The following is a 22,823-nucleotide window of genomic DNA, read 5'->3' as shown; positions in this document are numbered from 1 at the left end:
ATCGCGCCATCGGCCATCCGAAGCCCTATCCTGCCGGGTTTCGAGGATGGCGGCAACAACGGATCGAAGCCATGTATCAGCCTCCACATCATCGCGAAGACGATCTCGGCACGCAGCATCAGCTGATCCGCGCCCATCCGCTGGGACTGCTGATCACCGCGGGCGACGGCGGGCTGATCGCCAATGCCGTGCCGTTTCATCTCAATACGGAGCTTTCGCCCAAGGGCACGCTGCAGGCGCATCTCGCCAGGGCAAACGGCCAGTGGCGGGAGATCGAAGCTGGTGCGCCCGTGCTCGTCGTCTTCCAGGGCGCCGATACCTACATCACGCCATCCTGGTATGCGACGAAGCGGGAAACCGGCAAGGTGGTGCCGACGTGGAACTATGCGATCGTACAGGTTCGCGGGAGCGCGCGGACGATCGAGGATCCCGTCTGGCTGCGCACGCAGATCGGCGCGCTGACGGGCGACAACGAAGGCGACCGCGCGCAGCCCTGGGCGGTGGAAGATGCGCCGCCGGACTTCATCGCAGCCCAGATGAAAGGTATCGTCGGCATCGAAATCGACATCGAGACGATTGACGGCAAATGGAAGGTGAGCCAGAACCGGCCGCTCGCCGACCGGCAAGGCGTGGCCGAGGGCCTTGCTGCGATCGATCGCAGCGAAGCCGCCGAGATGGCCGATCTGGTGCGCCGCTACAGCAAGTAATATCGGGATACAGGGTAGGGACAAAGGAAGACATGATCATCGCCATCGACGGACCTGCGGCTGCCGGCAAGGGAACCTTGGCGCGCCGGATCGCCGAAACCTATGGTTTTCATCATCTCGACACCGGCCTTACCTACCGGGCGACCGCCAAGGCCCTGCTCGATGCCGGATTGCCGCTCGACGACGAAGCCATTGCCGAGGGCATGGCGCGCAAGGTCGATCTGGCCGGGCTCGACCGGACCGTTCTGTCCAGGCATGAGATCGGCGAGGCCGCGTCGAAGATCGCCGTCATGCCGAGCGTACGCCGGGCCTTGGTCGAGGCGCAGCGCCGCTTCGCCGAAAAGGCGCCGGGAACGGTGCTCGACGGCCGCGACATCGGCACCGTCGTCTGCCCCGGCGCGCCGGTAAAGCTCTATGTGACGGCCTCGGCCGCGGTCCGCGCGAAACGGCGCCATGAAGAGATCGTCGAAGCCGGCGGCAGCGCTAATTACGACGCCATCTTCGAGGACGTGAAACGGCGCGACGAACGCGATATGGGCCGCACCGACAGCCCGCTCAAGCCGGCCGAAGACGCGTACTTGCTAGATACCTCAGAAATGAGTATAGAAGCGGCGTTTCAGACGGCAAAGTCGATCATCGACGCCGCTCTGAGCCGAAATGCCTGAAAATACGAGCGGCTTTTGCGCGCCCCGCGCCCGAAGCTGCCAATTTCAATAGCCTGACATTCCGTCCAAGCGCCGGATAGCTTCCCGAAGGGGAGGCGGACTGGGGTCAGGCCTGTTCAACGCGAACCACCGGCGCGTCAGTGTCCAGATTGCATGATCGGGACACGCCAGGAGATTTTATGTCTGTAACTTCCCCCTCTCGCGAAGATTTCGCGGCCCTTCTCGAAGAATCCTTTGCCAAGAACGATCTGGCTGAAGGCTATGTCACCAAGGGCATCATCACCGCCATCGAAAAGGATGTCGCCGTTGTAGACGTCGGCCTCAAGGTCGAAGGCCGCATCGCGCTGAAGGAATTCGGTGCACGCGCCAAGGACGGCACGCTCAAGGTCGGCGATGAAGTCGAAGTCTACGTCGAGCGTATCGAAAACGCGCTTGGCGAAGCCGTTCTGTCGCGCGAAAAGGCTCGCCGCGAGGAAAGCTGGATCAAGCTCGAAGCCAAGTTCGAAGCTGGCGAACGCGTCGAAGGCGTGATCTTCAACCAGGTCAAGGGCGGCTTCACCGTCGATCTCGACGGCGCTATCGCCTTCCTGCCGCGTTCGCAGGTCGATATCCGCCCGATCCGCGACGTCACCCCGCTGATGCACAACCCGCAGCCCTTCGAAATCCTCAAGATGGACAAGCGTCGCGGCAACATCGTCGTATCGCGTCGTACGGTTCTGGAAGAGTCCCGTGCCGAGCAGCGTTCTGAAATCGTTCAGAACCTCGAAGAAGGCCAGGTTGTTGACGGCGTCGTCAAGAACATCACCGATTACGGTGCGTTCGTTGACCTCGGCGGCATCGACGGCCTGCTGCACGTCACCGACATGGCATGGCGCCGTGTGAACCATCCGTCGGAAATCCTGTCCATCGGCCAGCAGGTCAAGGTACAGATCATCCGCATCAACCAGGAAACCCACCGCATCTCGCTCGGCATGAAGCAGCTCGAGAGCGATCCGTGGGATGGCATCCAGGCCAAGTATCCGGAAGGCAAGAAGATTTCCGGTACGGTTACGAACATCACCGACTACGGTGCGTTCGTCGAGCTGGAGCCGGGCATCGAAGGCCTGATCCACATCTCGGAAATGTCCTGGACCAAGAAGAACGTACACCCCGGCAAGATCCTGTCCACGAGCCAGGAAGTCGAAGTCGTCGTTCTCGAAGTCGATCCGACCAAGCGCCGTATCTCGCTCGGCCTGAAGCAGACGCTCGAAAACCCGTGGGCAGCATTCGCCCGCAACCATCCGGCTGGCACCGAAGTCGAAGGCGAAGTCAAGAACAAGACCGAATTCGGCCTGTTCATCGGCCTCGACGGCGATGTGGACGGCATGGTTCACCTCTCCGACCTCGACTGGAACCGTCCGGGCGAACAGGTCATCGAAGAGTTCAACAAGGGTGACGTCGTCAAGGCCGTCGTTCTCGACGTCGATGTCGAGAAGGAACGCATCTCGCTCGGCATCAAGCAGCTCGGCAAGGATGCAGTCGGCGAAGCCGCCGCTTCCGGCGACCTGCGCAAGAATGCAGTCGTTTCCTGCGAAGTGATCGCAGTCAACGACGGCGGCATCGAAGTGAAGCTCGTCAACCACGAAGACATCACCTCGTTCATCCGCCGCGCCGATCTGTCGCGTGACCGTGACGAACAGCGTCCGGAGCGTTTCTCGGTTGGTCAGGTTGTCGACGCTCGCGTCACCAACTTCTCCAAGAAGGACCGCAAGATCATGCTGTCGATCAAGGCTCTGGAAATCGCTGAAGAGAAGGAAGCCGTTGCTCAGTTCGGTTCGTCCGACTCGGGCGCTTCGCTCGGCGACATCCTGGGTGCGGCTCTGAAGAACCGCAACGCCGAATAATCTTCGGTAGACGCCTCGAAACAAAAGACCCGCCGGAGCGATCCGGCGGGTTTTTCTTTGTCCGTCATCCGGCGTCCATGCCGGCTATCCCATTCCCAGGCCGTCTATTCCCAGGCGACCATGCGGCGATAGAAATCGAAGGCGTGGTCGTGCAGGGGATCGCGCAACGGCTGCGGCAAGGCAACCAGCTGCGGCCGAACACCGCCGCCCTTCCGCGCAGAGGCGGATCCGGCTTCCGATTCGTCGGATGCCTCCTCGGTCGCCTGCGCCGGCGATTCGTCCGCCTGGGCCTGCTCTTCATCCTGATCCTGCGGGTTCTCCTCGTCGCCGGCTTGGCCGCCTTCCTCGTCGCCAACAGGATCGACGCGACTGAGCAGCTTCGATTCGCCGTTCTTGACGGGTGGGTCGGCCGGCAGATAGTTCGCCACGACGAAGGGGACACCGAGCGGCAGGGGCGCGGGCATTCCCGCCTGCTCCGCAGCCTCATACATTGCCATCGGCGCTGCGGACGACGCTTGAGTTGCAGGCTTGCCGGCAAGCACGGCAGCGGCGACGGGTGCCTCTGGCTGATCGGCCAATGACACGGGCATGGCTGCTACCGACGCCGGGCTGCGGCCATTTTCATTGACGGGCGGCTGCGGGGGAGACGCCTGCGCCGCTGCGTTTCCGGTCAGCGCCTGCGCGATGATCTTCTCGATCGATGACGAGGGATTGCTGATGATCTGCAGAAGATCGGGATCGGTTGCCATCGCGGGTGGGCTTATGACCACCTGCAGCCCCTGCTTGATGTCGGCTTCGATCTGCTGGATATCGCGCGGTACCGGCGGCGGCGTCAGCGGCGATCTGATCAGTGCCACTTCGGTCGGGAGTTCGGCTTCGGCGGCGACAGCCGTCAGCAACGCCCCCGTAGCCAGATCATCGACAAGAGAAGCAAGCTCCGAAGCCTGGACCGTAGTCGCGACCACGATGCCGTTGCCGATGGCAGGCGCGGCTTGCGGAGCCGCCGTGGTTCCGTTTTGCGCGGCCGCCTGCGCCGGGGTCGTTTCAGCGCCAACCGGCGCTGATTGAGATGGAGTATCCGGTTGCGGCAACTGCTGAGACGCCGGCGCCGGCTGTGCGGCTGGCTGGGCCACAGTTTGGGCGGGCGTTTGCGTGGCCGTGGCCGTGGCCGTGGCCGTGGCCGTGGGAAGCGTCGGTTCTTCCGCTGCCGCCGCAAGGGCCGTTACCAGAGCGGTCAGATCGGCTGCTTTCTGCAGCAGGGCCGATTTCGGCAGCTGCGCGGCCGGCGTCTCCACCTCGCCCGCATTCTGGCCGTATGAACTCACCACCGCCTTCAACATGGCGTCGGGCTCGACAACGGACGCCTGTTCCAGGTTGAGCGCCAGCTGAACCGCGTTTGGGCTTTCCGGATCCTCCAGCGCCTCCGCCAGAAGCGGCAGCGGCAGCGGCGTCTTCATCTGCGCATCCATTCGCTGCTGCGCCACGGCGAGCTGTTGCGGCGTCGAATTGCGGATTGCGGCAGCAACCCGCTGCGCATAGGCCGTGTTGTTTTCGCCGGGCTCACGGGAAACATTCAACGCCTGCGCGGCGGTGTCGATTGAGGCAAGCAGACTATCGAACATCCGTTCGCGCGCCGCGACCAGCAACATGTTCAGCTTGCCCTCGACGCTGGCATTGATCGTACTCGAGAGAACGGCGAGCGGCGTTGCGGCAGTTTGGAGACTGGAGGTCTCCGCCGTCGCAACGATCGGCTTTTCAATAGCCACACCCACGGCGGACACGGCACCAACGGGAAGCAACATGACATGCTCCTTTGTCTGGCAAGGCGACGATTGAAGCGGGAGGCAGGTTCAATCAAGGTCCGCTCATGCGGCCAATAGATCTTCGAGCGCCGGATAACCGGAAGAGCAAAACGCGGACGCGTCGGGCAGGAAGTCAATGATGAGGATAGCAGCCGGTTTCTTAACAGATTGTTAAACGAAACAGGCCAATGCCACTTTCACGGCATCGGCCTGTGGATTTCGGGAAGCCGTCAGCTATGCGCGAAGATATCCGCCTCTTCCCAGCCGAGCAGATCGAGCTTGGCGCGCGTGGGAAGGAAAGCGAAGCAATCATCCGCATAATCCATGCGGCCGTCGCGCAGCAGGCGTTGCGTCAGCTTTTCGCGCAGCGCATGGAGATAGAGTACGTCGGAGGCCGCATATTCGAGCTGCGCAGGCGACAATGTCTCGGCGGCCCAGTCGGACGATTGCTGCGCCTTGGAAATATCGACCTCGAGCATCTCCTTGAGATTGTCCTTCAAGCCGTGGCGGTCGGTATAGGTGCGGCAGAGGCGCGAGGCGATCTTGGTGCAGAAGACCGGCGTGGTGGTGACGCCGAAGGTATGGAACAACACGGCAATGTCGAAGCGCCCGTAATGAAAGATCTTCTGGCGCGCAGGGTCGGCGAGCATGGCGACCAGATTGGGCGCCTGCTTCTGGCCGGCAGCGATGCGGATGATGTCAGCCGTGCCGTCGCCCGACGAAAGCTGCACGAGGCAGAGCCGGTCGCGGCGCGGAACGAGGCCGAGGGTTTCGGTGTCGATGGCTATGGCGCCGGTATAACGGGCGGCGGCTTCGGCGGAGATATCGCCTTCGTGATAGCGGATGGTGGCAGCCATGACATTCTCCTGGCTCTGTCTTTATGAGTTCGTTTTTCGTCCGTTCTATAGAACAGACGGGGCGCCAACGATACCGCCGCGGCTTAAAATGTCGGCGGCGTGTTGATCCAGAGCAATATCGTCTCACCATCGTGCCGGTTGCGCCAGGAATGATAGCGGCGGCTTTCGAAATAAAGCGAATCGCCGGGCAGGAGATCGAAGAACTGGTCGCTGTCGAGCACGAGCTCCAGGCGCCCGGCAAGGACATGGATGAACTCCTCGCCTTCGTGGCGATAGGCGCCCTCGCTCGCGGCGCCCGGCGCAAGCACGAAGCGATGGCAATCCATCATCGTGCGCCCTTCCGCCAGCAACTGGACGGTGACGCCCGGCGTCGTCGCCGGCCAGGCCCGCCATTCGCCGGATCGGATCAGCGCCGGAACATCCTCGCGCTCCTCGCCCGACAGGCGCGATACCGTGGTGCCATAGTAATCCGCCAGGTCGTGGAGGGTCTTGAAACTGACGCCTTGCGACGTGCGCTCCAGCGTCGACAGCGTCGAGGACGTCATGCCCATGTCGGCGGCGACCTGATCCAGCGTCCTGCCGGCGGCATGGCGCAGCGACCGCAGCCTGCGGCCGATATCCGAGGATGCGGATTGCTCGCCATTGTCGGGACCGGCGGCGCTTCCCTCCTCGGTCTCAAGCGCCTCGCGAATCGCCGCCGGATTGAGGCCGCGCTCGGCACGGAACCATGAAATGCGCTTCAGACGCGCCACGTCCTCGGCGCTGTACTGGCGATGCCCCGTCTCGGAGCGGGAGGGCACGACAAGGCCCTGGCTTTCCCACAGCCGCAAGGTGGAGGCCGATACGCCGGCAAGACGTGCCGCTTCCGCCACCTTGTAGCGCACTGCGTAGCGCTCTGGCTCGATGCTGCTCATTTGCCAATGATCCCTGATCTCTAGTCTTTCGATCCGTTTAGCATGGATGAAGCGCGGAATCGATTTAAGGAATAACGCAACCTGTCAAGGTACCGCGGCGCCCTCGGCATGCCTTAAAGACCGCGCGGCGCCGTATGTGATTCCCTCGGCGCATTCTTGTCATCCGCACAAAATCTCGCTTGAAATCTTGCAGAAAAAATGTAGGAGTTTTCTAAAGAACTTACAGAAGTTCTGCAAGATAATTCGAAACGACTTTCTGGGAGCCACTGCAATGACCTTGACCGAACGGAAGAATGCCGCAATTTCCCGCGGCGTCGGCATGACGACGCAAATCTATGCCGACCGCGCCGAAAATGCCGAGATCTGGGACAAGGAAGGTCATCGCTATATCGATTTCGCCTCCGGCATCGCCGTGGTGAATACCGGCCATCGCCATCCCCGCGTCATTGCCGCCGTCAAGGAACAGCTCGACCGCTTTACCCACACCTGCCATCAGGTCGTGCCCTATGAGAGCTATGTGCATCTTGCCGAGCGTCTCAACGCCATCGTTCCGGGCGATTTCGCCAAGAAGACGATCTTCGTGACGACCGGAGCCGAAGCGGTCGAGAATGCCGTCAAGATTGCCCGCGCCGCCACCGGCCGTTCCGCCATCATCGCGTTTGGCGGCGGCTTCCACGGCCGTACCTTCATGGGCATGGCGCTGACCGGCAAGGTCGCGCCCTACAAGATCGGCTTCGGCCCGATGCCGGGCGATGTCTTCCATGCGCCCTTCCCGGTGCCGCTGCATGGGGTCACCGTCGAACAATCGCTGGCGACGCTGAAGAAGCTCTTTGCCGCCGATGTCGATCCGCAGCGCGTTGCCGCCATCATCCTCGAGCCCGTACAGGGCGAAGGCGGCTTCTATCCGGCGCCGGCAGCCTTCATGAAGGCATTGCGCGAGATCTGCGACCAGCATGGCATCCTCCTGATCGCCGACGAGGTGCAGACCGGCTTTGCGCGCACCGGCAAGATGTTTGCCATGGATCATCATGAGGTGGCGGCCGATCTCGTCACCATGGCGAAGAGCCTTGCCGGCGGTTTCCCGCTCGCCGCCGTCACCGGCCGCGCCGAAATCATGGATGCGCCCGGACCGGGCGGCCTCGGCGGCACCTATGGCGGCAATCCGCTCGGGATCGCCGCCGCCCATGCCGTGCTCGACGTCATCGCCGACGAAGGCCTGTGCGACCGCGCCAACCAGCTCGGCTCCCGCCTGAAGCAGCGGCTGGAATCGCTGCGCGACAAGGTGCCTGAAATCGCCGATATCCGTGGCCCGGGCTTCATGAACGCCGTGGAATTCAACGATGCGACGACCAAGCTGCCGAGCGCTGATTTCGCCAACAAGGTGCGGCTCATCGCGCTCGACAAGGGGCTGATCCTTCTGACCTGCGGCGTCCACGGCAACGTCATCCGCTTCCTGTCGCCGATCACCATTCAGGACGGCGTATTCAGCGAGGCGCTCGACATTCTCGAGGCATCGCTGCTGGAGGCAAGCGCGTCCCGCTGACCGCTGCCCTTGGCGTTTACTTCCTATCCGCCCGCGCGGCCTGCCGGGCGAAACCTGTCGGAGTGCATAGTATGTCCTTTACAACAGCAATGACCAAGCATGTTCCCTTCTCCTCGCGCTTCCTGCGCGCCGCCGGCTACATCAATGGCGCCTGGACGGCTGGTGGAGCGACAAAGACGTTTGATGTCGTCAACCCCGCAACCGGCGAAGTGCTCGCGTCGCTGCCCGATATGGGCGCCGCCGAGACGACCGCCGCGATTGATGCCGCCTACATCGCCCAGGTCGCCTGGGCCGCCCGCCCGGCCAAGGAGCGCGCCGTCATCCTGCGCAAATGGTTCGATCTCATGGTCGCCAACGCCGATGAGCTGGCGGCGATCCTGACGGCCGAGATGGGCAAGCCGCTGCCGGAAGCGAGAGGCGAAATCCTCTACGCCGCGTCCTATGTCGAATGGTATGCGGAAGAGGCCAAGCGCATCTATGGCGAAACCATCCCCGCGCCGTCCAACGACAAGCGCATGGTCGTCATCAAGCAGCCGGTCGGCGTCGTCGGCACGATCACGCCCTGGAACTTCCCGGCCGCCATGATCGCCCGCAAGATCGCGCCGGCGCTTGCCGTCGGCTGCACCGTCGTCTCCAAGCCCGCCGAGCAGACGCCGCTGACGGCGATCGCGCTTGCGGTGCTTGCCGAAGAGGCCGGTATTCCGGCTGGCGTTCTCAACATCATCGTCGGCATCGACGGACCGGCGATCGGCCGCGAGCTTTGCGGCAATCCGAAAGTGCGCAAGATCAGCTTCACCGGCTCGACCGAGGTCGGCCGCATCCTGATGCGCCAGTGCGCCGACCAGATCAAGAAGGTCAGCCTCGAACTCGGCGGCAATGCGCCCTTCATCGTCTTCGACGACGCCGATCTCGACGCCGCCGTCGAAGGGACGATGGCTTCGAAATATCGCAATGCCGGCCAGACCTGCGTTTGCGCCAACCGCATCTATGTCCAGTCCAACGTCTACGACGCCTTTGCTGCCAAGCTTGCCGCCAGGGTCGGCGAACTCTCCGTCGGCGACGGCTTCAAGCCTGGCGTAACCGTCGGGCCGCTGATCGACGAACAGGGCGTCGCCAAAGCCGAAGATCACGTTCAGGACGCCGTGTCGAAGGGTGCCCGCGTCGCGCTGGGCGGCAAGCGCATCGAAGGCGCCGGCACCTTCTTCGCGCCGACCATCCTGACCGGCGTCGACCGGAGCATGAAGGTTGCGCGCGAGGAGACATTCGGCCCGGTCGCGCCGCTCTTCCGCTTCGATACCGTCGAGGACGTGATCGCGCAGGCGAACGACACCGAGTTCGGCCTTGCCGCCTACTTCTTCGCCGGCGACCTCAAGAAGGTATGGCGGGTTGCCGAGGCGCTGGAATACGGCATGGTCGGCATCAATACCGGCCTGATGTCGTCCGAGACGGCACCGTTCGGCGGCATCAAGCAATCCGGCCTCGGCCGCGAAGGCTCGCGCCATGGCGCCGACGACTACCTGGAAATGAAATATCTCTGCATCGGCAATCTATAGCCGGCAAATCAAGTCGAGGTAATGTGAACGCGGCCCTGCCACAGCCGGGCCGCGCTCAATCGACCGGTATGAAACGCGCCGGTATCGAGATTGAGGCGCAGGCCATTGACTTCGGCTCGCCGGATGGGTGTATGACCGTGCACGATCAGCTTCGGCAGTGGCTGCGCGCTGTCGTAGAAGCGCGAGCGGATGAAGACGAGGTCGTCGTCCTGCTGCTCCGAGATCGGCCTGTCGGGATCGATGCCGGCATGAACGAACAAAGCCTCCGGCGTGTCCAACAGGATCGGCAACCGGCGCAGAAAATTGACGTGATCGTCGGGCAGCCAGGTGCGGATGAAGGTATCCAGCTTCTTCTGCTTGGGATATTCCTCTTTTAGCTTGAGGATATCCACGCCATAGGAAGCCAGCGTGGCGTCGCCGCCAAGTGCCACCCAATCATCCAGCGATATCTCGCCATCGGCATAGGCAAGCATGGCCATTTCGTGGTTGCCCGTCAGGCAGATGCGGTCGAACCCGTTGGGCGGCGGCGCCATGAGGCGGCTGACGACCTGCGCCGAGGCCGGGCCGCGATCGATGTAGTCACCCAGCATGACGATGAGCTTTCGGCCCGGCAGTCCCGCCGCGTCGGCCACGATCTTGCGCTCCAGCGAGCTCAGGAGATCATAGCGGCCATGGACGTCACCGATGACGTAGGTGGGCATGTCGAGATGTTCGAGCCGTTCGCGACGCCGGCGATGGCCGGAGCCATTCCCGATTTTTTCGCGTATCCTGGATGCCGCCATGAAACTGCCTTTCGAGCGCACGCCCCGGAACGCCTCAACTGTGTCTGCAAAAAGGACTCAAAAGCGACGATTCTTTGCCAGAGGGGCGGAAATCATCGCCGATGAGCGTTTCGGCGGCAGGTTCAAGCCTGCGGCATCGGCTCGCCTTGCGGCAAAGCGTCCCGAATGGCGCCTTTATGCATGGAGAAAGTTGACAGTGTGTGTCTGCAATCCTATCGCGCTCACCAACCTGGCGACAGAAATTCCGCGCCATCCGAGCCAAGGGAAAACGGGAGATCCGGCAATCTCGGCACAAGGGCAGCCATTTGTCCGGCAAGATCGACATCGTACCGAACTGGAACGCTACACCCATGGCGCCTATGAATTTATCGTGAAGCCCTGATGGATCCGACGACAGCGCTCCAACTCTGCCGCTTCCTTCACGACGCATCCCTGATGCTTCTGTGGGGCGCCTGTGCCTATCTCTCGCTGTTCGTGCCGAAAACGCTTGCCGACATCGTCTGGCGCATGTCCGCAAGGTGGTTTTTCCTGATTGCCGTGATTGCGGTCACGACGCTCCTGGCGGCGCTGCCGGCAACGACTGCGAATATCGGCAGCGGATGGAGCGACGCGCTCGATGCCGGCATGACCCATGACGTGCTCTTCGACACCACGGTAGGACTGGCCTGGCAGGCGCAGGCGCTTGCAGCCCTCGTCATGGCCGGCGCCTTCCTGCTGCCGGAACGCCGGCGTCGCCACGGGCTGGCCTTCGGCGCGGGCCTCGGGCTCGCCTGCCTTTCCTTGACAGGGCATGCCTCGATGCTGGAAGGCTGGCTGCGGCAGGCGCATCGGGCCAACGACATCCTGCATGTGCTGACCGGCGGCGGCTGGCTGGGAGCCCTGGTGCCATTGATTCCCATTCTGCGGCTTCTCGGCCGGCCCGAATGCAGAGCGGAAGCAGGCCTGGCGCTGCGCCGCTTCTCCAATGCCGGGCATGTTGCGGTGGCGCTCGTCATTCTCTCCGGCATCGTCAATACCATGCTGATCCTGAAACGCCTGCCCACGGACTGGTCTTCTCCCTACCAGCTGCTGCTTGCTCTCAAGATCGCGCTGGTCGCCGGCATGGCGCTGCTGGCAATCGTCAACCGCTACGTCTTCGTTCCGTGGATCGGCCGCAATCCCGGCCGCGCGCTGCAGGCGCTCCGGCTGGGAAGCATCGCCGAAATCGTCATCGGGATCTTGGTGATCGGGCTGGTCGCCGTGTTCGGCATGCTGGAACCGGTCTGAGCCGCCTATCTTCTCCGCGGGATGTTCTAGCCGCCGAGCGATTTCACGACGGCGCGGACGGCCTCGGCATCGCCGGTCGCCGGCCTGTATTCCAGGCCCACCCTGCCGCGATAGCCGTGGGCAAACAGCCAGTCCAGCCGCTCCGCCAGATCGATATGGCCGGTGCCGGGATCGCCGCGGCCAGGATGATCGGCGACATGGAGATGCACGATGCGGTCGATCCGGTCGCCAACGACCTCGCGCGTATCCTCGCCCATCACGGCCGAATGATAGAGATCGTAGACGATGCCGATTTCCGGGCGGCCGACCTCGTCGACGATATCGAGGCCCTCGGCCGTCGACGACAGATAGTAGCCGACATGATCGATCTTCGTGTTCAGCGGCTCGAGGCCAAGCCGGACGCCGGACCCTTGCAGAATATCGGCGCCGGCACTCAAGGCGGCGACGAGGGCCGCCCGCTGCTCGGCGCGCGAAAGTTCCGGCAGGTCATCGCCGGCCTGCGCGATCAGGACGGATGCGCCGAGACGCTGCGCCACCGCGACGGACTTGCGCAAGCCCTCAAGCCAAGCCTCTTTGTTTGCCGGATTCGTCAGCGCGATCATCGGCTCCGCCACCATGCCGGAAACCGCGATGCCGGTCTCGGCAACGGCGGCGGCGATGGCATCGACATCCTTGTTCGTCCAATGCCAGAACTCGACCGCATCGAGCCCCGCCGCATGCGCCAGCCGGACACGATCCGCAAAGGCATCGCCTTCGCGCGCAAACAACCACTCGATACAAGCCGAAAACTGCCGCATGAAATTCTCCTCCCCGACATTCCCCAGCAATGCGCGGGATCGGCGGCAACCGCAAGAGGCGTCAGCGCTGAATATGCAGAGGACGCCGTGCGGATGAATCGATGGCTTTCACGTTCATCGCGCAGAGGACGCGCATGTCGCGGCGGAAATCGGACGGCGTCATGCCGGCAATGTGGCGGAAGGATTTGTTGAAGGCGCTGATCGAACCGAAGCCGCTGTCCATGGCGACCTGCAGGACATTGGCGCCGTCGCGCATCAGCATCGCCTGGGCGCGCGAAAGGCGCAGCAGGTTCACATATTTCGCCAGCGTCATGCCGGTCGACTTCTTGAAGAGGTTCATGGCGTATTTCGGATGGAGATGCGCCGCCTTGGCGATATCGACCGTATCGATGTCGTCCAGGAAATTGTCGGCGATGAAATCGCACATTCTCGCCAGGCTGCGCGAGGATTGCGGATGAACCTGCTCGTTCGCCAGGTTTTCATGCCTTTCCGGCACCATGCGATAAGGCTCGAAGGCGATACGCTCCAGGCGCAGAAGAAGTTCGGCGACGGCATGCTCGGCCTTGGCCCCGTCGTCCGACATCACGTAACGGTGCCACCGGGCAAAGTTCTCGTCGTCGGCGGCATCGGTCGCGGAGCTGATGAGGGTCTGCCCGCGAATGAGCCGGCCGGAAATGTCGAGCGGCAGCCGCAGGCGGAAGAAATGCACGAGCGGCAGATGCGCCCCCGCATAGATCGCATCTTCCGACAGCTCATCCAACAGATGCGGCTGGCCGCCCCAGAAAAGGCAGATCTCGCCCGCTCTTAAAGTAAGCTCGTGATCGCCGATCCGATAATGCACGGTCCCCCGGACGATGTAGTTCACTTCCACTTGCGCGTGCCAATGCGGCTTTGCCATTGGCAACGGGTGGTTATGGAACATCTGCAGGACATTCGGGAGCCCTTCGACGCTGCTTGCGCCCGGCTGATAGACCGCCCGTTGACCCACCTTACTTTTCGCCAAGTCGATGTTCCCTTTGTAGGAGACAGAAGCGCACCGCCAGCTAGTTTAAACGCGTTCGCTTGCGGACAGCAATTGAAAAGGGAGGATTTTCAATGCGTTTAAAACTTGCTGGGGCGACGGCGCTTGCCGCCTTGCTCGCTTCCGGTTCTGCCTTTGCGGAACAAACCACCATCACAGTCTGGAGCTGGAACATCGCCGCGTCGGCGCTGAAATCCACGGTCGAGGGCTTCAATAAGAAATATCCGGATATCAAGGTCGATGTGCAGGACATCGGCAACCCGCAGGTCTTCGACAAGATGCTGGCGGCCTGCGCTGCCGGCGGCGACGGCCTGCCCGATGTCATGTCGATCGAAAACCACAAGGCGTCGATCTTCTGGAACCGCTTTCCGGACTGCCTGACCGACCTGACGAAGCTCGGCTATACCGACGAACTCAAGAAGCAGTTCCCCGATTTCAAGCGCGCCGAGCTCGAAGTCGGCGACGCGGCCTATGCAATGCCCTGGGATTCCGGCCCGGTCACCATGTTCTACCGCCGCGATATCTATGAAAAGGCCGGCGTCGATCCGGCAACGATCAAGACCTGGGACGATTTCATCGCCGCCGGCAAGAAGATCTCAGCCGCAAATCCGGGCGTGATCATGGCCCAGGCCGATCTCAACGGCGATACCGAATGGTTCCGCATGCTCGCCAACGAGCAGGGTTGCGGCTATTTCTCCGACGACAGCCAGAGCATCGCCGTCAACCAGCCCGGCTGCGTCCAGGCCCTGGACAAAGTGAAGGAAATCAAGGACGCGGGCCTGCTGAGCGCTGCAAACTGGGATGAGAAAATCCAGTCGAACAATGGCAGCAAGGTCGCGTCGCAGCTGTTTGGCGGCTGGTACGAAGGCACCATCCGCTCCACCTCGCCGGCCCTTGCCGGCAAATGGGGCGTCTATCCCATGCCGAGCATGACGGCCGATGGCCCGCATGCGGCCAATCTCGGCGGCTCGTCGCTGGCGATCGCCAGCAGCTCCAAGAACAAGGAAGCCGCCTGGAAGTATCTGGAATACACGCTCGGCACCAATGAGGGCCAGGTGACGATGCTGAAATCCTTCGGGCTCGTGCCGTCGCTGCTGACGGCGGTTCAGGATCCCTTCGTCAACGAGCCGCAGCCCTATTGGGGCGGACAGAAGATCTGGGCCGACATCCTCTCGACCCTGCCGAAGATCCGTCCAAGCCCGGGCACCCAGTATTTCAGCGATGCCGACGCCGTCATCAAGGCAGTGCAGACGAAGTACCTCGCCGGCGGCTATCCGAACGGCAAGGCGGCGCTCGACGATGCAGCCCAGCAGATCGCCTCGGCGACGGGTCTGCCGCTTGCGAAGTGAGTGAGTGAGTGACACTGCCGGGCGCGCATCCCGAGCCGCGCCCGGCATCCCCGCCACCCTCACGGCGGCGGGGATACGACGTCACGCGTCATTTCACCGCGCATAAAGGAGGAGGATTTTCATGCGGCTGCAGAACCGGAGCGCCTACACGTTCCTTGCGCCCTATCTTCTGGTGTTCACGGCCTTCTGGGTGTGGCCGATCATCGATTCGTTCCTGATCTCGTTCCAGAACACCCGCATCAACCCGTGGGCCTTCAATCTATCGATCAATTGGGGGCGCCTGTTCGGCGACCCGGCCTTCTACAACGCGCTCGAGAACACACTGATCATCCTTGTCGTCCAGGTGCCGATCATGATCGGACTTGCGACGGTCATGGCGGTGCTGCTGAACTCGCCGCTGCTGAGGGCGCGCGGCCTTTTCCGCTTCGCTTTCTTCGCGCCCGTCGTCGTCGGCGAGGTGGCCTACGCCGCGGTGTTCCGGCTGATGTTCAACCTCGACTTCGGCATCATCAACAAGCTGCTCGGCACGGTCGGCATCGCGCCGGTGTCGTGGTTCGCCGAATCGCATGCCGCCATGCTGCTCATCATCATCGCCGTCACCTGGCGCTGGGCCGGCTACAACGCCATCATCATCCTGTCGGGGCTGCAATCGATCCCCGAGGATGTCTACGAGGCCGCGACGCTCGACCGCGTCAGCCGCTTCAAGCAGTTCATCCACATCACGCTGCCGCTTCTGAAGCCGATCATCCTCTTCTGCGTCGTGTTGTCCGTCATCGGCACCATGCAGCTCTTCACCGAACCGTATCTGATCACCAACGAGGGTGGCCCCGGCGGGGCGACGGAGACGCTCGGCCTGCTGCTGTATCGCCAGGCCTTCCAGTCGACCAACTTCGGCTATGCCTCCGCGATTGCCTACACCATGGCGGCCCTCGCGGTGGCGATCTCTCTCCTCAATCTCTGGGTGGGGCGCGAACCGAAATGAAATCAAGATCCAAATCAACGCTGATCCGCTCGCTCGCACTGCACGGCCTGCTGGCGCCGCTCGCCATCATCTGGCTGTTTCCGCTCTGGATGATGCTCGTCTTCTCGACCATGCCTGACTACGGCATCTTCAGCCCGGATATCATCGTGGCTCCGTCGACGAGTTTCATGGACAACGTCCGGAACCTGCAGGCTGATACCAACTTCCTCGGCGCGCTGGCGATCTCGATCGTCGTTGCCGTCATCTACACGTTTCTGTCGGTGCTGCTGACCTCGATGGCCGGATGGGCGCTGGCGCGCTACCAGTTCGTCGGCCGTTCAGGCGTCATCGGCATCATCCTCGGCACCATTACCCTGCCCTACTCCGTCGTCGTCATCCCGCAGTTCATCATGGTGGCGCGCGATTTCGGGCTGGCCAATTCATGGGTCGCGCTGATCGTGCCGCCGCTCTTCAACTCGCTCGGCGTGCTGTTCATGCGTCAGGCCTTCTCGATGATGCCGGGCGAGCTGTTCGACGCGGCCCGCGTCGAAGGCGTCAAGGAATGGCAGATCTTCCTGCGCATCGCCCTGCCGCTGGCACGGCCGACGATGGCGGCGCTCGCCATCATCCTGTTCCTGGCCTCCTGGAACAACTACCTCTGGCCGCTGCTCATCAACTCCCGGCCGGGAATGATGACCGCACCCGTGGCGCTCGGAACGCTGATCGGCCTCACCAAAGTCTCGTGGGGCGGCATCATGGCCGGCGCCGTGATGCTGACGGCACCGATCCTCGTCGTCTTCGTTCTCCTGCAACGCCACTTCATTGCCGGCATCGCCGCAGGCGCAATCAAATAATTCCGGGGACCCTGTATGGCTGAACTGTCTCTTACCAATGTCGTCAAACGCTACGGTGCGCTGGAAATCATCCACGGTGCCAATCTCGATGTGAAGGACGGCGAATTCGTCGTCTTCGTCGGGCCGTCGGGATGCGGCAAGTCCACGCTGCTGCGCATGATCGCCGGGCTGGAGGATATTTCCGGCGGCGAACTCAAGATCGGCGGCCGCATGGTCAACGATGTCGAACCGGCCGATCGCGGCATCGCCATGGTCTTCCAGTCCTATGCGCTCTATCCGCATCTGACGGTCGAGCAGAACCTCAACTTCGGCCTGCGCATGAACGGCAATCCGAAGGCCGATACCGATCGCCGCGTCAAGCAGGCGGCCGAGATCCTGCAGATCACCGAATTGATGCAGCGCCGGCCGAAGCAGCTTTCCGGCGGCCAGCGCCAGCGCGTCGCCATCGGCCGCGCCATCGTCCGCGAGCCGCAGATCTTCCTGTTCGACGAGCCGCTGTCCAACCTCGACGCCGAGCTTCGCGTGCAGATGCGCGTCGAAATCTCGCGACTGCACAAGAAGCTCGGCACGACGATGATCTACGTCACGCACGACCAGACCGAGGCGATGACGCTGGCCGACAAGATCGTCGTGCTGCGCAGCGGCAACATCGAACAGGTGGGAGCGCCGCTCGATCTCTACGACGATCCGGCCAACCAGTTCGTAGCCGGATTCGTCGGCTCGCCGAAAATGAACTTCCTGCAGGCCGAGGTCACGGACAATCAGCCCGGCCGCATCGACATCGTGCTCAAGGGCCAGCGCAACGTGCGCCTGACACTGCCTGTCACCTCGGCAAAGGTCGAGGTCGGGCAATCGGTGACGATCGGCGTTCGCCCGGAACATTTCCTCGAGGTCGGGCGCGGCGACGCGGACATGAGCGTCGATGTCGATGTCGCGGAGCATCTCGGCAACACAAGCTACATCTACGCCAATATCGACAGCGGCGAGCAGATCGTCATCGAGCGCGAGGAGTCCCGCAACACGGGCAACCGCGACAAGCTCACCGTGGCGCTATCGGCGGCCAAGACATTCCTGTTCGACAGCGCCGGCAACCGATTGCGGTAGGCGCTGCCCTTCATTCCCTCCCAAGACAGCATGCAGATTTAGGAAAGGACCGTTTCATGACTACCGACACACCAATCCGCTGGGGCATCATCGGCCCCGGCCGGATCGCGCAGACTTTTGCCGACGGCGTCGCCCATTCCCGCAGCGGCAAGCTGGTGGCCATCGCCAGCCGCAATCCGGACAAGCCGGGTCTCGGCGATGGTTTCCCCGGCGCCCGCATCGTCAACGGCTATGACGCCTTGCTGGCCGACAAGGAGATCGACGCCGTCTATATCGCCACGCCGCATACCGGCCACGCCGAATGGGCGATCAAGGCGATCCGCGCCGGCAAGCATGTGCTTGTCGAAAAGCCGATCGCGCTTTCGGCCTTCGATGCCGAAGCCATTTATTACGAAGCGAAGAAAGCCGGCGTCTTCGCCGGCGAAGCCTTCATGTACCGCGTCCATCCGCAGACGGCGAAGCTGATCGAGCTGGTGAAAAGCGGCGCGATCGGCGAACTGCGCATCATCCGCTCCTCCTTCGGCTTCAACATGGGCACGGTTAAGCCGGAGCACCGGCTGTTTGCCAACGAAACGGCCGGCGGCGGCATCCTCGATGTCGGCGGCTATCCGGTATCGATGGCGCGCCTGATCGCCGGGGCTGCCGACGGCAAGCCCTTCCTCGATCCCGAGAAGGTCTCGGGCGTCGGCCATCTCGGCCAGACGGGCGTCGACGAATGGGCTTCCGCCGTGCTGAAGTTCCCGAACGGCATCATCGCCGAAGTTTCGTGCTCGATCATGGCGAACCAGGACAACACGCTGCGCATCATCGGCTCGGAAGGCCGTATCGAAGTCGCAGACTTCTGGTTCGCATCGGGCCACAAGGGCGGCGTCGGCAAGATCGAGCTCATCAAGGGCGGCGAGACCCGGACAATTGAAGTCAAGGAAGAGCGCTGGCTCTATTCCTTCGAAGTCGATGCGGCGGGCGATGCCATCCGCGCCGGAGCCAAGGAATTCGCCTATCCCGGCATCGGCTGGGCGGATTCGATCGGCAATCTCAGGGTCCTCGACCAGTGGCGCGCATCGATCGGCCTCGAATATGAGGTGGAGAAGGCGGCGCACAGGACGAAGAACATCGCCGGCGGGGCCGTCACCAAGGGCAGCAGCATTCCGAAGCGCAGCATTCCGGGCATCGCCAAGCCGGCATCGCTCGTCACGCTCGGCTTCGAGTTCTTCCCGAATTTCGCCGCCGCCTCGCTGACGCTCGACGCCTTCTATGAGGCCGGCGGCAATGCCTTCGACACGGCCTATGTCTATGGCGGCGGCAAGACGGAGAGCATCTTCGGCGATTGGCACACCAGCCGCAACGTTCCGCGCGAGGAGATCGTGCTGATCGGCAAGGGGGCGCATTCGCCGCTTTGCTACCCGGACATGATCGCCAAGCAGCTCGACCAATCGCTTAACCGCCTGAAGACCGACTATGTCGACATATACTTCATGCATCGCGACAATACCGACGTTCCGGTCGGCGAGTTCGTCGATGCCATGGATGCCGAGGTGAAGGCCGGCCGCATTCGCGGCATCTTCGGCGGCTCGAACTGGACGCGCGCCCGCTTCGACGAGGCCATCGCCTACGCTGAGAAGAACGGCAAGACGGCGCCGGCCGCCCTTTCCAACAACTTCTCGCTGGCGGAAATGCTCGACCCGATCTGGGCCGGCTGCATCGCCGCCTCGGACGACGAATGGAAAGCATGGCTGAACGCCAAGCAGATCCCGAACTTCGCCTGGTCGAGCCAGGGCCGCGGCTTCTTCACCGACCGCGCCGGCCGCGACAAGCGCGACGACGAGGAAGTCGTTCGCGTCTGGTATTCCGAGCGTAACTTCGGCCGCCGCGACAGGGCGATCGAACTGGCGCAGAAGTTCGGCCGCAACCCGATCCACATCGCGCTTGCCTATGTCGTCGCCCAGCCCTTCCCTGTGATACCGCTGATCGGCCCGCGCACGATCGCCGAGCTGGAAGACAGCCTTTCGGCGCTCGACATCAAGCTGACGCCGGAACAGGTGAAGTGGCTCGAAGGCTGAGATAGACCCCCAATCGTGACGTCACGGTCCGTTGATGAGCTTGGATACGAGAAATGAAAACAGCCCATCCGGTTTTCCGGATGGGCTGTTTAATATGGGAAAAGATCATTGCCGCACACCTCCTTCTCCCCGAAGAGAGAAGAAGTTTACGGCGCCAACTTGCCCATACGACCAAGGAGACGTCAGGCGGCGAAATCGAATGTCTTCGTGTCCGCTCCCTCGAGCCTCAGCAGATAGGCCTTGCGCTCGAGGCCGCCGGCAAAGCCCCTGAGATCACCAGCCGACCCCACGACGCGATGGCATGGTGCGATGATCGAGATCGGGTTGCGGCCGTTGGCGGCACCGACCGCGCGGATCGCCTTTGCCGAGCCGATCTCCGTCGCGATCTGGCGGTAGCTCCTCGTCTCGCCGAAGGGGATGGCGAGCAGCGCCTGCCAGACCTTCTGCTGGAACTCCGTTCCGGCAAAGTCGAGCGGCAGATCGAATGCCTGTCGTTCGCCGGCGAAATATTCGCGGAGCTGCCGCTCGGTTTCGAGCAGGACGGGGTGGCCCGCATCCTCGTCGACGATGAGCAGCGGCACGCGGCCCGGCCGATCATTGTCCCACAGGATGGCGGCAAGCCCATCATCGCTGCCGACGAGCTTCAATGCGCCGACAGGCGAGTTCATGATCCGATAGACGTAGTGCTTGCCGTCATATCTGGTCGCTTTGGTCATGCCGATATCCTTTCTTCGAATTGCGCTCGCGTTGCCGGCGAGATTGCCCTCGATGGAGCGCTTATGGCCGTATAGGACCTCAAATGGCCGGCTCCAGCCACCCGAAAAGAGACGGCAGACAGGGAAATCCAGTATTTCCGGCTCTACCCGCCCAAGATCACGATGACGCAGGCAGCCTGCTTACGCTTGGGAAACGGCCCGGAATTGTGTAAAACCAAGGACAGACAGATCGCCCAGCATGCGGAGCCCCCTATGACAGTTCGCCCGCCGCGCAATTTCAATCCATCGCAAACGCATGAGACCGGACTTGGAATTCTCGAATACGAGATGATGTCGGAACGGGCCAGCACGCTCGGCCACCACGGCCTGAAGGTCGAGGCGGCGCTCGCCGCATTGCAGGAAGGCGAAGCCAAGGGCAAGGAAGGCGCGGAGCACGAGCGGCTGGTGGATACCGCCGCCCAAGCCGTCTGGGCGATGTTCATTCACCGCGAGATCTGCGGCCTGCGCAACAGCCGCGACGTCATCCAGCGTTACGGTATTCCGAACAAGGTGCTTGCGCGCCTGGGCGCCAGCCCGCGCCATCCCTAAACGTCAGGATTTCAGAATCGCCGAGAAGCGCGGATCGAAGGCATGGCCGATGGGTTCGGCCGCCGCGCCGCGCGCCACCGCCCAGGGGTCGGTCATGCCGAGCTGCAGGCGCGGCAACAGGCGGTCGGGCCGATCCGCGTTCGACGGCAACAGCGGCTGCATGGCCGCGATCAGCCGCAGCGCCAGCGCCGCGGGCGCACCGCCGCACAAGATTACCGTCTGCGGATCGAAGATGGTTTCGATGAGCTGCACGCTCCAGCGCAGGTCGATCGCCGCCCTTTCGATCCAGGCGAGAATATCCGGATCGTCGGCGGCAGCGCGGTCGTTTATCAGCGAATAGATATCCGGCGCCATCGGATCGACGCCAAGGTGATCGTAGAGCGAGGCGAGCGAGGCGCGATGCTCCAGCTGGGTCAGCCGCCCGCCCGCCGTCAACAGGGCCATACCGATTTCGCCGGCATTGCCATGGGCACCGCTGTAAAGCTCGCCGCCGAGAATGAGCCCCGCGCCGATACCGTAGCCGACATAGAGGCAGACGGCATGGTCGAGACCATGCGCCGCGCCGACCATGCGCTCGGCCGTGGCGCAGGCGGCCGCATCGTTCTGCAGGGTGACGTTGAGGCCGGTGCCGGCAGACAGCGTTTCCAGCAGCGGAAAGCGCTGCCACGGGCCCATCATCCAGGGATTGTCGACATCATTCTGATCTATGCCGAAAGGCCCCGGCATCGCCGCGCCGAGGCCGACGAGACGCTTTTCCGCCTGCGCCACGCGCTGCTTGAGCTCGCTGCGCACATCCTGCACCAGCCGCAGCACGACGGGCGTGCCCGTCGCCGGTCCGCCGGCCGGGAGATTCGCCTCCTTGCGGATGAGGACATTGCCGACAAGATCGACGGCGATGGCGCGGGTGATGTGACGGTCGATCTGCAGGCCGATGGCGAAGGCGCCCTCCGGCACCAGGCCATAGGGCGTGGAGGGCTGGCCACGGCCGCGCCGCACCGTTTCCCGCGACGTGACGAGGCCGCCGTTTTCCAGCTCTTCCATGATGTTGGAGACCGTCTGCTTCGTCAGGCGGGTGGCCCGCGCAAGATCGGCGCGGGAGAGCGCACCGTTCAGGCGCAGCGCGTCAATAATCACCCGCCGGTTATGGGCACTGGTGCCCTCATGGTTCGTTCCGCTCGTAGCCCTGATCGGGCGAATATCGTTCATCTGTTTTTGCCTCTTGACACCAATAGAATATTGAAGAACAAATTAGTCAAGACAATTGACTTAAAAGAAACCACAGAGTTTCATCAGGGAACGCAGGGAGCCCACGGGCTCCAAAGGACGCTGCGACAGATGTTCGGCAGCCGGCCCGGCCAATTGCCTGCTCGACACCCGATGGCGACACTTCGGCCGCCATTG

General features: G+C 62.9%; 21 protein-coding genes. 13 read left to right on the top strand and 8 right to left on the bottom strand.

Translation table 11 applies throughout. From position 1 onward, the window contains the following. The first annotated feature begins 71 nt into the window (after nucleotides 1-71). The 3 genes from GR212_RS28095 to rpsA all read left to right on the top strand — a co-directional run bounded on the left by GR212_RS28095 (nucleotide 72) and on the right by rpsA (nucleotide 3,255). Nucleotides 72-707, top strand: coding sequence for an FMN-binding negative transcriptional regulator (locus GR212_RS28095; RefSeq protein ID WP_163991736.1), 636 nt, complete (start codon nucleotides 72-74; stop codon nucleotides 705-707). Nucleotides 708-739: 32 nt separating this feature from the next. Then, the gene (cmk, locus tag GR212_RS28090) at nucleotides 740-1,372 is read left to right on the top strand and encodes a (d)CMP kinase (protein WP_163991734.1); all 633 of its coding nucleotides are present in this window, start codon (nucleotides 740-742) and stop codon (nucleotides 1,370-1,372) included. A 179-nt stretch (nucleotides 1,373-1,551) separates the two neighbouring features. Next, a complete protein-coding gene (gene rpsA / locus GR212_RS28085; RefSeq protein WP_112795593.1) occupies nucleotides 1,552-3,255 on the top strand; it encodes a 30S ribosomal protein S1 in 1,704 nt (567 codons plus the stop codon). A gap of 104 nt (nucleotides 3,256-3,359) precedes the next feature. On the opposite strand, the gene GR212_RS28080 is transcribed toward rpsA, so the two are convergent. The 3 genes from GR212_RS28080 to GR212_RS28070 form a co-directional block, all read right to left on the bottom strand. Next, nucleotides 3,360-5,057 (bottom strand): hypothetical protein, encoded by a 1,698-nt coding sequence (locus GR212_RS28080; protein WP_163991732.1) that lies wholly within the window; start codon nucleotides 5,055-5,057, stop codon nucleotides 3,360-3,362. A gap of 230 nt (nucleotides 5,058-5,287) precedes the next feature. Next, entirely contained in the window at nucleotides 5,288-5,914 is a 627-nt protein-coding gene (locus GR212_RS28075) for a ribonuclease D (RefSeq protein WP_163991730.1), read from the bottom strand. Between the two features lie 83 nt (nucleotides 5,915-5,997). Further along, a complete protein-coding gene (locus GR212_RS28070; protein ID WP_163991729.1) occupies nucleotides 5,998-6,828 on the bottom strand; it encodes a MerR family transcriptional regulator in 831 nt (276 codons plus the stop codon). Nucleotides 6,829-7,099: 271 nt separating this feature from the next. Here GR212_RS28070 and GR212_RS28065 point away from each other — a divergent pair, with 271 nt between their 5' ends. Together GR212_RS28065 and GR212_RS28060 are read left to right on the top strand one after the other, a co-directional pair. Further along, nucleotides 7,100-8,371: a 4-aminobutyrate--2-oxoglutarate transaminase gene (locus GR212_RS28065; RefSeq protein WP_163991727.1), complete on the top strand. Its 1,272-nt coding sequence runs from the start codon at nucleotides 7,100-7,102 to the stop codon at nucleotides 8,369-8,371. A gap of 71 nt (nucleotides 8,372-8,442) precedes the next feature. Next, nucleotides 8,443-9,924, top strand: a complete 1,482-nt coding sequence (locus GR212_RS28060) for an NAD-dependent succinate-semialdehyde dehydrogenase (protein ID WP_163991725.1) — start codon at nucleotides 8,443-8,445, stop codon at nucleotides 9,922-9,924. Between the two features lie 8 nt (nucleotides 9,925-9,932). On the opposite strand, the gene GR212_RS28055 is transcribed toward GR212_RS28060, so the two are convergent. Then, nucleotides 9,933-10,706, bottom strand: a complete 774-nt coding sequence (locus GR212_RS28055; protein WP_163991723.1) for a metallophosphoesterase — start codon at nucleotides 10,704-10,706, stop codon at nucleotides 9,933-9,935. Here GR212_RS28055 and GR212_RS28050 point away from each other — a divergent pair. Together GR212_RS28050 and copD are read left to right on the top strand one after the other, a co-directional pair. Next, on the top strand, nucleotides 10,705-11,088 hold the full coding sequence (locus tag GR212_RS28050; RefSeq protein ID WP_163991721.1) for a hypothetical protein: 384 nt from the start codon (nucleotides 10,705-10,707) through the stop codon (nucleotides 11,086-11,088). The two genes, GR212_RS28055 and GR212_RS28050, sit on opposite strands and share 2 nt — an antisense overlap. After that, nucleotides 11,088-11,972: a copper homeostasis membrane protein CopD gene (copD, locus tag GR212_RS28045; protein WP_163991719.1), complete on the top strand. Its 885-nt coding sequence runs from the start codon at nucleotides 11,088-11,090 to the stop codon at nucleotides 11,970-11,972. Before GR212_RS28050 ends, copD begins: the two co-directional genes overlap by 1 nt. A 26-nt stretch (nucleotides 11,973-11,998) precedes the next feature. Here the strand turns inward: copD and GR212_RS28040 are convergent, their stop codons facing one another. After that, complete coding sequence (locus tag GR212_RS28040) at nucleotides 11,999-12,769, bottom strand: TIM barrel protein (RefSeq protein ID WP_163991717.1); 771 nt, start codon at nucleotides 12,767-12,769, stop codon at nucleotides 11,999-12,001. A gap of 61 nt (nucleotides 12,770-12,830) precedes the next feature. Further along, on the bottom strand, nucleotides 12,831-13,778 hold the full coding sequence (locus tag GR212_RS28035) for a helix-turn-helix domain-containing protein (RefSeq protein WP_348643569.1): 948 nt from the start codon (nucleotides 13,776-13,778) through the stop codon (nucleotides 12,831-12,833). Between the two features lie 86 nt (nucleotides 13,779-13,864). On the opposite strand from GR212_RS28035, the gene GR212_RS28030 reads away from it, so the two are divergent. The 5 genes from GR212_RS28030 to GR212_RS28010 all read left to right on the top strand — a co-directional run bounded on the left by GR212_RS28030 (nucleotide 13,865) and on the right by GR212_RS28010 (nucleotide 20,118). Then, the gene (locus tag GR212_RS28030; protein WP_163991713.1) at nucleotides 13,865-15,139 is read left to right on the top strand and encodes an ABC transporter substrate-binding protein; all 1,275 of its coding nucleotides are present in this window, start codon (nucleotides 13,865-13,867) and stop codon (nucleotides 15,137-15,139) included. Nucleotides 15,140-15,260: 121 nt separating this feature from the next. Next, the gene (locus GR212_RS28025; RefSeq protein WP_163991710.1) at nucleotides 15,261-16,121 is read left to right on the top strand and encodes a carbohydrate ABC transporter permease; all 861 of its coding nucleotides are present in this window, start codon (nucleotides 15,261-15,263) and stop codon (nucleotides 16,119-16,121) included. Further along, nucleotides 16,118-16,954: a carbohydrate ABC transporter permease gene (locus tag GR212_RS28020; protein ID WP_163991708.1), complete on the top strand. Its 837-nt coding sequence runs from the start codon at nucleotides 16,118-16,120 to the stop codon at nucleotides 16,952-16,954. The genes GR212_RS28025 and GR212_RS28020 overlap by 4 nt, the downstream gene beginning before the upstream one ends. 15 nt (nucleotides 16,955-16,969) lie before the next feature. Then, the gene (locus GR212_RS28015; RefSeq protein ID WP_163991706.1) at nucleotides 16,970-18,058 is read left to right on the top strand and encodes an ABC transporter ATP-binding protein; all 1,089 of its coding nucleotides are present in this window, start codon (nucleotides 16,970-16,972) and stop codon (nucleotides 18,056-18,058) included. Nucleotides 18,059-18,114: 56 nt separating this feature from the next. After that, nucleotides 18,115-20,118 carry an aldo/keto reductase gene (locus GR212_RS28010; RefSeq protein WP_163991704.1) on the top strand — a complete coding sequence of 668 codons (2,004 nt, stop codon included), beginning with the start codon at nucleotides 18,115-18,117 and terminating at the stop codon, nucleotides 20,116-20,118. A 182-nt stretch (nucleotides 20,119-20,300) separates the two neighbouring features. Here the strand turns inward: GR212_RS28010 and GR212_RS28005 are convergent, their stop codons facing one another. Beyond that, nucleotides 20,301-20,834, bottom strand: coding sequence for a methylated-DNA--[protein]-cysteine S-methyltransferase (locus GR212_RS28005; protein ID WP_163991702.1), 534 nt, complete (start codon nucleotides 20,832-20,834; stop codon nucleotides 20,301-20,303). A gap of 252 nt (nucleotides 20,835-21,086) precedes the next feature. Here GR212_RS28005 and GR212_RS28000 point away from each other — a divergent pair, with 252 nt between their 5' ends. Then, nucleotides 21,087-21,422: a DUF6665 family protein gene (locus GR212_RS28000; protein ID WP_163991700.1), complete on the top strand. Its 336-nt coding sequence runs from the start codon at nucleotides 21,087-21,089 to the stop codon at nucleotides 21,420-21,422. Between the two features lie 3 nt (nucleotides 21,423-21,425). On the opposite strand, the gene GR212_RS27995 is transcribed toward GR212_RS28000, so the two are convergent. Next, entirely contained in the window at nucleotides 21,426-22,628 is a 1,203-nt protein-coding gene (locus GR212_RS27995) for an ROK family transcriptional regulator (protein WP_163991698.1), read from the bottom strand. Nucleotides 22,629-22,823: the final 195 nt, after the last annotated feature.

The organism is Martinezella lusitana, from assembly GCF_010668395.1.
GTDB classification, from domain to species: Bacteria; Pseudomonadota; Alphaproteobacteria; order Rhizobiales; family Rhizobiaceae; genus Rhizobium; species Rhizobium lusitanum_A.
Note: the sequence above shows the minus strand (reverse complement) of the source record. Positions and strands in the feature narration are given on the sequence as shown.